The sequence below is a fragment of the Acinetobacter sp. GFQ9D191M genome, assembly GCF_011174875.1.
GTDB lineage: Bacteria > Pseudomonadota > Gammaproteobacteria > Pseudomonadales > Moraxellaceae > Acinetobacter.
Genome location: NZ_JAALGV010000041.1, coordinates 36,920 through 46,824 on the forward strand (window position 1 = coordinate 36,920; position 9,905 = coordinate 46,824).

The following is a 9,905-nucleotide window of genomic DNA, read 5'->3' on the forward strand; positions in this document are numbered from 1 at the left end:
TCAAATAGAGCTTGACCATGCAATCTTCATTATTTCTTCAAAATGCATGTATTCAACTGAAAAGTCGCACATTATGCTGTTTCTTTGTATAAAGTTTTATTGTTTTTTATTAACTATAGTTAGCGAATATATAAAAAATAATTATAACTTCTTATTTTTTATAGTTTACTACCCCCAAATTTTAATCGAAATAAAATATTAATTGAAAGTAAAAACGGATATTTAATTTTATTTTTAAGATTGAATTTTAATCATTCTATTTTGTTTTCAACTTTCCTTTTAGTTCCAGCCATCGATGTTAATTGCTCAAGATATCAGCATCTAAAATATCGGTTGCATGTTTAGAAGGAGTTTTGTTTAAGCATTCAATAAATTTCTTAGGCTATTTATATAACTTCTATATCTCTTAAGTGCATTCTCATTCATGTGATTTTTATTAATCATCATAATTCACTGTGAAACTAAAATTCCCCCTGCCCGACAGAGTTTGTTTGGTTTATAGTCAGTTCACCATCATTAAGGATATGAGATTGGAAATTAGAATGGATCAAAACCTCGTTCATGCTGTAGATCAAACCATTACTTCCCGTCATTCAGTTCGTGCTTTTCTGGATACGCCGGTCAGTACCGACATGCTCAAAGACATTTTGACTGTGGCCAGCCGCGCCCCTTCAGGGACCAATACCCAGCCATGGAAAGTATATGTGCTGACAGGGAAAAAGCGTGATGAGCTGGTGCAGCGTGTCTGTCAGGCGCAAATGGAGCTTTACCAGAATCCGGCACTGGCCGAGCAATATAAAGAAACCTTTGCCTATTATCCCGAACAATGGTTCTCTCCTTATATCGACCGACGCCGTGAAAATGGCTGGGGCTTATATGGTTTGCTGAATATCCAGAAAGGCGAAAAAGAAAAAATGGCGCGCCAGAACCTGCGTAATTTTGAACTGTTTGATGCACCAGTGGGGCTATTCTTCACCTTACATAAAGATTTGGGCATAGGTTCAAAAATGGATATTTCCATGATGATTCAAAACGTGATGCTGGCTGCCAAGGCACGTGGTCTGGATACCTGTCCGCAGGCTGCCTGGAATCATTTTCATAGCATTGTGCTAGATGTACTGGGAGCAGGTGAAGATGAAGAGCTGGTCTGTGGCATGTCACTAGGCTATGCAGATCCAGACCATATCGTAAATACCTTTATCACCCCACGTGTCCCGGTAGAGGAATTTGCCGTTTTTGTAGATGAATAAGATTTGATAAGCCATGATCCAAGCATCAACTTTGAGCTGCTTGGATTGTCTGACAGAGATATAGAGTTCTTGCAGCTCCTTATTTCTGTTTAACTCTAGGCAGTTCTAATTTCAATACAGATCTAAAGGCTATAACTACAAAGATCGCCATTACCAAGGCCATATTGAATAAAGCATCCCACAGCATAAAGTTCAGCAAAACCCCACCCAACAAACCGCAGGCAAATTGCATACTGCCCATGATCGCACTGGCGGTTCCCGCACGCGCGCCCTGCTCTGCCATGGCCAGCGCCATCGCATTCGGTCCCACAAAACCAATCGAGGCCACAACGACAAATAAGGCCGCCATAACTAGGACAACAGATTCAATATTCAGATAGCCTAAAACCAGTAAAGCCAGGACACCGATTCCCTGTAAAGAAGCACCTAGTTTTAAGCGACTTAATACTGAAAGATATTGAGCCAGATGCTTATTCAGGGTCGAGAACAGCATGATTCCAACGGCATTCCCCCCGAAAGCATAAGCAAACTGCTGCTCGGTCAGATGATAATGATCCATCAGAATGGCTGAAGAAGCGCTGATATAGCAGAACATCACCGCCCCAGAAAAACAGCCCACCAGCATCGGTCGTCTGAAACTTTCATCCTGAAAAATGGTTCGGTATAAACTCAATACCTGTTGCAAATTCAGTTTAAGACGGCGTTCCGGGGGCAAGGTTTCCTGAAAGAAAAAATGCACACAGACCAGACTAAACAAGCCACAGCCCATCAGCACCAAGAAAATAATATTCCACTCAAAGAACATCAGTACCCATGCGCCGAGACTTGGCGCAATAATCGGTGCAATGGTCGTTACAATCATCATGCTGGCAAAGGCCTGGGCAGCCGCCTGCATATCCAGCCGATCACGAATGGTTGCTCGGGCAACCACGACTCCTACACATCCTCCTAAGGCTTGTAATACCCGTGCTGCAATCAGGCTCCATTCATTCTGTGCAAACATACATAACAGGCTGGCCAGAATATACAGACTCAATCCAAAATAAAGCGGTGGCTTACGTCCAATCCGGTCACTGATCGGGCCATATAGCAACTGCCCAACCGCCAGTCCAAGGAAATAAGCTGGCAGACTATTGGAGACCATCTGGGTACTGACACCAAAATCCGCTGCCATTTCTGGCAAGGCAGAGAGATACATATCAATGGATAAAGGACCAAGTGCAGTCAGTGAAGCCAGCAAAATAATCCAGGACATGGCATAAGGCCGTGGTGCTGTCGTATTGGAGTTCATGTAATTAAAGATTTTAATGCGTAGTAGGCAGACAAATTAACATAGCGCATAGTATGATTTACATGGAAATTAAAAGTTATAAATATACTTTTTCTCATATGTATATTCAGCTTTGCAGCAGAGACTGCAAGAGAAAGGATCACCGTTGAAATCTTGGCTCAATCGTCTTAAGCACGCGACCTATAATACGACCCTGATGTATAACCTGCGTATGCTGATCGCTTTTGCAGGAACTGCCTTCGTTCCCTATTTCATGGGACAGCAGTTAATGACTATTCCACTCACCCTTGGGGTGGTGGCCGCAGGTTTAAGCGATATTGATGACCGCTTTTCCGTACGTATCCTGAATCTGTTCTATACCTATTTAGGCTTCTTCATTACCGCAGTGGCAGTCTATCTGTTATTTCCTTATCCGCTGCTGTTTGCTTCTGCCCTCATTGTTTCTTGTATTGTCCTGATTCTGCTTGGCTCGCTTGGTCGACGTTATGCCACGATTTCCTATGGCTGTCTGGTGATTTCTGTCTATTCCATGCTGGGGGTTGAACTTTTTGATGGATGGTATCAGCAGGCAAGCTTGCTGCTGATTGGTGCGGTCTGGTATGGCTTTTTGTCGACCCTCAGCTTTCTACTGTTTCCTGCGCGACGTGCACAGGATAATCTGGCCAAATGCTATGCCTCATTGGGTGATTTCCTCTATGCCAAGTCGAATCTGTTCGATGTCGATATGACTGCAAAAAGTTATCAGCAAAGTATGATCGAGCTGTCACTGGAAAATGGCAAACTGATTTCAATTTTTAATGAAATGAAGACTGTCCTTTTGACCCGCCTGAAAGGTGACCGGGGTCAGAAAGATACTCGTCGTAGCCTGCAATATTATTTTGTGGCACAAGATATTCACGAGCGTGCCGATTCTGCGCATATTGATTATCAGAAACTGGCCAAGATTTTTGAACACAGCGACGTTTTGTTCCGTTTTCAGCGCATCCTGTCGATTCAGGGCAAAGCCTGTAAAGACCTGAGTGAAAGCATTCAGCAGCGCAAAACCTATAAACATAATAAACGCTTCAAACATGCCTTTGAAAACCTGAGATTGTCCCTGGAAAAATTGCGTACAGAACAGCAGTATGATCAGGTCTGGATCAATGCCCTATTTGCCTTATTCCAGAACCTGAAATCCATTGATGCGCAGTTACGCAACCTGGAAACTGAACGTAATATCAAATTTGATCGTGCTAAACATATTGAAAACCAGCTCAAAGATGACGACCTGAAAGGCTGGGAAGATATCAAGATTCGGGTCAAGCAGCATCTGACACCTGAATCGGTGTTGTTCCGTCATGCCATTCGTCTGTCGATTGTGCTGCTGATCAGCTATATCTTTGTCCAGCTGACCGATATTCAGTATGGTTACTGGATCCTGCTTACAGCACTATTCGTCAGCCAGCCTAACTTTAATGCTACCAAGCGCCGCTTACGTTTACGTATTGTCGGGACTCTGGCAGGTATTCTTTTGGGATATGCCATTCTGTACTTTATTCCTTCTGTTGAAGGACAATTATTGCTGCTGATTTTGAGTGGGATTCTGTTCTTTGAATTACGCAGTAAACAGTATGCACAGGCCACTGCCTTTATTACCATTCTGGCCCTGATCAACTTTAACCTGGACGGTATGGGCTTTGCCGCAGCTATTCCACGTATGATTGATACCCTGATTGGCTGTGCGATTGCCTGGTTTGGTGTGAGCTTTATCTTTCCAGACTGGAAATTCCGTCGCTTGCCACGCAGCATTAGCCGTAGTCTGCAGGCAGAATGTGACTACTTGAGTGAAGTGATTGAACAGTATAAGTCTGGACGAAATAATGGTCTGACCTACCGCGTGGTACGTCGTGCAGCTCATAATACGGATGCTGAAGTTGCTTCCCTGATTTCGACTTTGGCCACTGAACCTGATTTTGATCCGGTGCAAAAATCACAGGCTTTTGAGTTCCTGTGCCTGAATCATACTTTTATCAGTTATATTGCCGCGCTGGGTGCGCATCGTGAAAAAATTCAGGATCAGGATGTGCTGGACTTGCTAGACCAAGCCCTAGAAAATATTCGTGGTGCCCTGCTTTATGATGAAGTCCCTGACCTAAGTACCCAGAATATGATTCAGAATATCCGTCAGCGTCTGTCACAACAGCAGGAAGAAGACCAGAAACCATTGATTATTTTACAGCAACTGTCTTTAATGTTTAGTATCTTGAAGCAATTGAGTCAGTTAAAGCAAAGTTTAAGTCACGAACGTGATGAACAGGCCACTGAATTGGCTTCATTATAATTTGGCCGATTTTGGAACAATATACTCACTGAATCAGCACAATTAATGCTAAACTTTTTACAGTTTTAAATCTGTTAATTTCATTATGACCGCGAAAAATTTATACGCTTATACCCTACAGCCTGTGAACTATGAAATTTCAGAAGCTGAGCAACGTCATGCTCAGCTGATGATCTGGCGTAGTACCAATAAAATTGGCATGAAAGCCTGGCTGATCATGGGTGCTATTGTTGCCTTGTCTATTTTGGGAATTATCCTGATCAAGAACTACTCAACAGTTATCTGCTGGGTGGCGATTGTCTGTGTAGTCCTGTATTACCTGATTCGTACTTTCGGTCTGGAATGGTATGTTAAACGCAAGATGAATGAATTTCCGGTACAGGAAATTAAAGGCATTCGTCTGGGCGTACAGCCACATGGTATTGTGATGCGCCAGAAAATGGGCATGCAGGAAGGTGTGGGTGCTATTGGCTGGAAAGACATCTATGAATGGTATAACACGCCAGAATTCATGCTGATCAATTTTAAAGTCAAAGGTCAGCAAGGTGCTTATATCTTACCTAAACGTTTAGACAGTAAAAACTTCTCTTTCGCAACCATTCGCAAGCATCTGCAAGAAGAAGTGGGCGCGCCAAAAGAAATCTAAGACATATCCCGATTTTGAAAGACCTCCTGTTTCGACATGGAGGTTTTTTTTATGTCTATCTTTTATCCGACTCATCGACACAAATGATAATGAGAATAAATATTATCATCATAATCTATAATTTATTCTGATTCTTCAGTTATAATTTGCCTACTTTTACACATACCAGCATAAATCTGACCATCATGTTTAAAAAGACATTTTTCCAAATCCACTGGTTTCTGGGGATTACTGCAGGTTTGATTCTCTCAATTATGGGAGTCACAGGTGCTATTTATTCTTATGAGCCGCAAATCTTAAAATGGATGAATAGCGACAGTTATACTGTACAGGTTCAAGAGCGAGATAAGCTTAGCCCTGCCCAGCTGTATCAGCATTTCCATACCCAAAACCCTGAAATGAAAATTAACAGTATTACCGTGGCACAGGATCCAAGTGCCTCCAGTACGGTCAATATTGTAAAAGAGGGAGCACGTCGTGGTTATAACATGATGGTCAACCCCTACACGGCTGAAGTATTGCCTGAAATTAAAGGTCGTGAATTCTTCCAGTTTGTACAGCAACTACATCGTAATTTAACAGTAGGTCCCGTTGGTAAACAGATTACCGGTGCCTGTACCCTGATGCTGATCTTTTTCGTCCTGTCTGGCCTGTATTTACGCTGGCCAAAACGTCATTCGATCAAGCAATGGCTAGCAGTGAAGCCACAACTGAAAGGCCGTAACTTTATCTGGGATCTGCATGCAGTGGTGGGTACCTGGGTGGTAATTTTCTACCTGATTCTGGCTTGTACCGGTCTTACCTGGTCTTATGGCTGGTGGCGTGATGGTATGTATAAAGTTCTGGGCGTAGAACGTCCACAACCAGAAATGCAGGCCAATGGCGGTCGCGGCGAAGGCGGGCCACGTGGTGAACGCGGACAACGTGGTGAAGGCCGTGAAGAAGCTGGCATGAGTCCAGAAAGTATTTCACGTGCACTGGATCAAAGCTGGGCTGGCTTCAGTACACAATTTGCAGGCAAATATTCGACTGTGACATTTAACCTGCCGAAAAAACCGGATGGTGAAATGCAGTTGAGTTTTGTTGACCCTGTGGCACAGCATGAACGTGCCCGCAACAATGCGACTTATAATTATCGCAGTGCTGAATTTACCGAAGTCCAGCTCTATGAAGATAAGAAGCTCAATGAAAAAATCATGAGCAGCATGTTACCGGTGCACCGTGGCAGCTTCTTTGGTCCTATTTACCAGTTCCTGGTCATGATTGCTGCATTATTAATGCCATTGTTCTTCGTGACCGGCTGGATGCTCTATCTGAAACGTCGTAAGCAGAAAAAACTTACTCTGGCTGCACGCCAAGGGGCAACTGCCCTGCCTCTGGATCCAAATGCCAAGCCTTGGCTGATTGCGTATGCTTCACAAACGGGTGTCTCTGAACAACTGGCATGGCGCACAGCTACTGCCTTACAGGAAGCACGTCAACCTGTCAGCGTTAAAGCAGTACAACAGTTAAGCCTTGCAGATCTGCAACAGGCAGAACAGGTTTTATTTGTAGCCAGTACTTATGGCACAGGTGAAGCGCCTGACCTGGCTTCATCTTTCGAAAAGAAAATTCTGTCTGCCAAAGCAGATCTCAGCCATCTCAATTATGCAGTTTTGGCTCTAGGCTCTCAGGAATACCCGGACACCTATTGCAGCTTCGGTCATCGTATTGACCAGTGGTTACAGCAGAATGGTGCCAAGCAGCTCTTCAAGACTATCGAAGTGGATAATGCAAATAATGAGCATATCCAGCAATGGACCAATGCCCTTGCCCATGTGACTCAATTTGAATTGCAGGATATGGGTATCGATAAAACCTTTGATCAATGGACTTTGAGCAAACGTGAATTGCTGAATCCAGACAGTCTGGGTGCACCTGCGTTTAATATTGAACTGGTTCCACAGCATGAAGCCGTGTGGCAGGCAGGTGATATTGCCGAAATCCAGCCAGGAAACAGCCCTGAACGTATCCGTGCATTTATGGAGAAATACCGTATTGCCGCGGGTACACAGGTACCTTCTCTGAAGCAAAGTATCGAACAGGCACTTTGGAATCGTGATTTGACTCAGGTTGATCCTTTTGATTCAGTAGATGAGCTGTTACAGCAATTACCAACTCTTGCTACACGTGAATATTCAATCGCCAGTATTCCAAGTCAGCAAGTGCTACGTCTGGTCGTGCGTCAGCAATCTGATGCACAAGGCCAGTTAGGTCTGGGCTCAGGCTGGTTAACACAGCATACTGCCCTAAAGTCACCGATTGCCCTGCGTATTCGCAAGAATGAATCTTTCCATCTGATTGCAGATAACCGTCCGATTATCTGTATTGGTAATGGTACGGGGATCGCAGGTTTGATGAGCTTGCTGAGTGCGCGTAACCGTCAGGACTATACTCAGAACTGGCTCATCTTTGGTGAACGTCAGCGTGCCCATGATTTCTTCTTTGAAGAAACCATTCAGGCCTGGCTGCAAATGGGTACATTAAAACGACTGGACCTTGCTTTCTCTCGTGACCAGCAGGAAAAAGTTTATGTGCATCATAAATTGCGTGAGCAGGCTGAAGAATTGAAACTCTGGATCGCTCAAGGCGCCGTGATTTATGTGTGTGGTAGCATTAATGGCATGGCCAGCGATGTCGATCAGGCTCTGATTGATATTCTCGGTGAAAGCACAGTAGATCAATTACGTCTGGATGGTCGTTATCGTCGTGATGTATATTAAGATCAGCTGATCTATAAAAGACCGGGCTTCATGCCCGGTTTTTTATTAATAAGATAGAAGAAAAGATAAAAAGATTAATAAAAATATGAGTATCCAAATATCCAGCCAACTTAAACGAAGTCTCAGCCTGATCTTTGGTTTGATCCTTGGCATAAACAGCCTCTGGTTAATAAGTCAGGGACAAAGACATTTCGGTGTTCTTTTGCCAATTTTCATTAGCGTAGCACTGATCCTGTATGCTCTGCTCTTTTCAGGCATTCAACGCTGGAAACAGCATTCCAGATTTAGAATCTGGTTCTGGAACAACCTCTGGGCCGGATTTCTACTCTGGATAATCAGTGTCGCAATCTTCTTCGCTTATATCCAGATGTCCATTCATTCAAATGAATCTACACAGCCTCCTGCCGCTATTCTGGTTTTAGGCAGCGGGATTACGAATGGACAGCCCTCACCCATCTTAAAAAGCCGTCTGGATACTGCAGCTAAATATGCAGCACACTATCCAGATGCTTTAATGATTATGACAGGTGGGCGTAATTATCGGGAAAGGCAAAGTGAGGCTGAAGTCATGCAACACTATATCCACACCACCTACCCAGAACTCATCAATCCTATCCAACTTGAAGATCGAAGCAGAAGTACTGCTCAAAACCTGATGTATTCTCAAGTGATATTGGAACAACAAAATATAAGTCAAAATGATCCTGTTGCGATTGCAACCAGTGATTTTCATAGTCCTCGTGCTCGTGCCATTGCCAGACACCAAGGTTATCAGCAAGTGATTAGTTTGAGTGCCAGTACTCCCCTTTATCTGCGCTATAACTCCTGGTTAAGAGAATATTTTGCCTTTTTGAGTGGCTGGCTGCTCAATGAATATTCACTATTTAAATAAGTGACTTAAACACTAAATTAATTTAAACGGATATGCCTTGGCGAAGGGATCGCTGGATTTTTGAATAGTTCAGGTTTCTGTACATAGACCTGATACAGGTAGTTTTTAAGATCCAGCAAAAGTTTTTCAGGCGCAACCAGAATATTCTGCCCTTCCGGTGTCAGATCCAATGACACAATAGTGCTTTCCTGACGTAAGAAAGGAATGACCTTTTCAACAAAATCTTTGAGGGTAATTTCCTGAATCTGGTAATTGGCCCAGTTATCTTTAATGAGTAGTCTGGCCAGACCTTTGCTTTGCCAGGTCGCGAAAGCTCGCTGTCCTGTCGGCGTGGCACATAAAGCCCAGCCCTCTTGGTAAAGTGCAAAAATGCCACCTTGGGCAACAATAGCTTCAATAAAATTTTTATAAACTTGTAGCGGATCGTAGGCGGTATTTTGCGATTTGATCGCTGCCTTGCGCTGATATGGATTTCTCATAGTCTGAAATCTTCAAATTATTATAGACTTCAAATTCTATGAAATATTCAGGATTTAGGCAAGAAAGATATGGTGGGCGCTGACGGGATCGAACCGCCGACATTCTGCTTGTAAGGCAGACGCTCTACCAACTGAGCTAAGCGCCCTGAAGAGTAAAAAATAACATCGTTATTTTTTATGATGCAAGACAAGCGTAGCGCGTAGTCTTGGATTTTGAAACACATTTTCCACATCAGGGAATGAAAAATGGCGCAGCGGACGGGAC

Annotated in this window: 7 protein-coding genes and 1 tRNA gene; 5 read left to right on the forward strand and 3 right to left on the reverse strand. The window is 43.6% G+C overall.

From position 1 onward, the window contains the following. Positions 1-542 precede the first annotated feature (542 nt). On the forward strand, positions 543-1,250 hold the full coding sequence (locus tag G5T77_RS07660; RefSeq protein ID WP_166137670.1) for a nitroreductase: 708 nt from the start codon (positions 543-545) through the stop codon (positions 1,248-1,250). 79 nt (positions 1,251-1,329) lie between these two features. Here the strand turns inward: G5T77_RS07660 and G5T77_RS07665 are convergent, their stop codons facing one another. Further along, positions 1,330-2,541 carry a multidrug effflux MFS transporter gene (locus tag G5T77_RS07665; RefSeq protein WP_159123380.1) on the reverse strand — a complete coding sequence of 404 codons (1,212 nt, stop codon included), beginning with the start codon at positions 2,539-2,541 and terminating at the stop codon, positions 1,330-1,332. 145 nt (positions 2,542-2,686) lie between these two features. On the opposite strand from G5T77_RS07665, the gene yccS reads away from it, so the two are divergent. From yccS to G5T77_RS07685, 4 genes are all read left to right on the forward strand, one after another. Further along, positions 2,687-4,861, forward strand: a complete 2,175-nt coding sequence (yccS, locus tag G5T77_RS07670; RefSeq protein ID WP_159123379.1) for a YccS family putative transporter — start codon at positions 2,687-2,689, stop codon at positions 4,859-4,861. 85 nt (positions 4,862-4,946) lie between these two features. Further along, complete coding sequence (locus G5T77_RS07675; RefSeq protein WP_004784963.1) at positions 4,947-5,507, forward strand: YcxB family protein; 561 nt, start codon at positions 4,947-4,949, stop codon at positions 5,505-5,507. Positions 5,508-5,692: 185 nt separating this feature from the next. Next, positions 5,693-8,269: a sulfite reductase flavoprotein subunit alpha gene (locus G5T77_RS07680; protein WP_166137672.1), complete on the forward strand. Its 2,577-nt coding sequence runs from the start codon at positions 5,693-5,695 to the stop codon at positions 8,267-8,269. A gap of 97 nt (positions 8,270-8,366) precedes the next feature. Continuing rightward, on the forward strand, positions 8,367-9,161 hold the full coding sequence (locus G5T77_RS07685) for a YdcF family protein (RefSeq protein ID WP_166137690.1): 795 nt from the start codon (positions 8,367-8,369) through the stop codon (positions 9,159-9,161). 17 nt (positions 9,162-9,178) lie between these two features. Here the strand turns inward: G5T77_RS07685 and G5T77_RS07690 are convergent, their stop codons facing one another. Further along, positions 9,179-9,640 carry a DUF2750 domain-containing protein gene (locus G5T77_RS07690; RefSeq protein WP_004784968.1) on the reverse strand — a complete coding sequence of 154 codons (462 nt, stop codon included), beginning with the start codon at positions 9,638-9,640 and terminating at the stop codon, positions 9,179-9,181. A 70-nt stretch (positions 9,641-9,710) separates the two neighbouring features. Then, a tRNA-Val gene (locus G5T77_RS07695) sits at positions 9,711-9,786 on the reverse strand. Positions 9,787-9,905 lie beyond the last annotated feature (119 nt).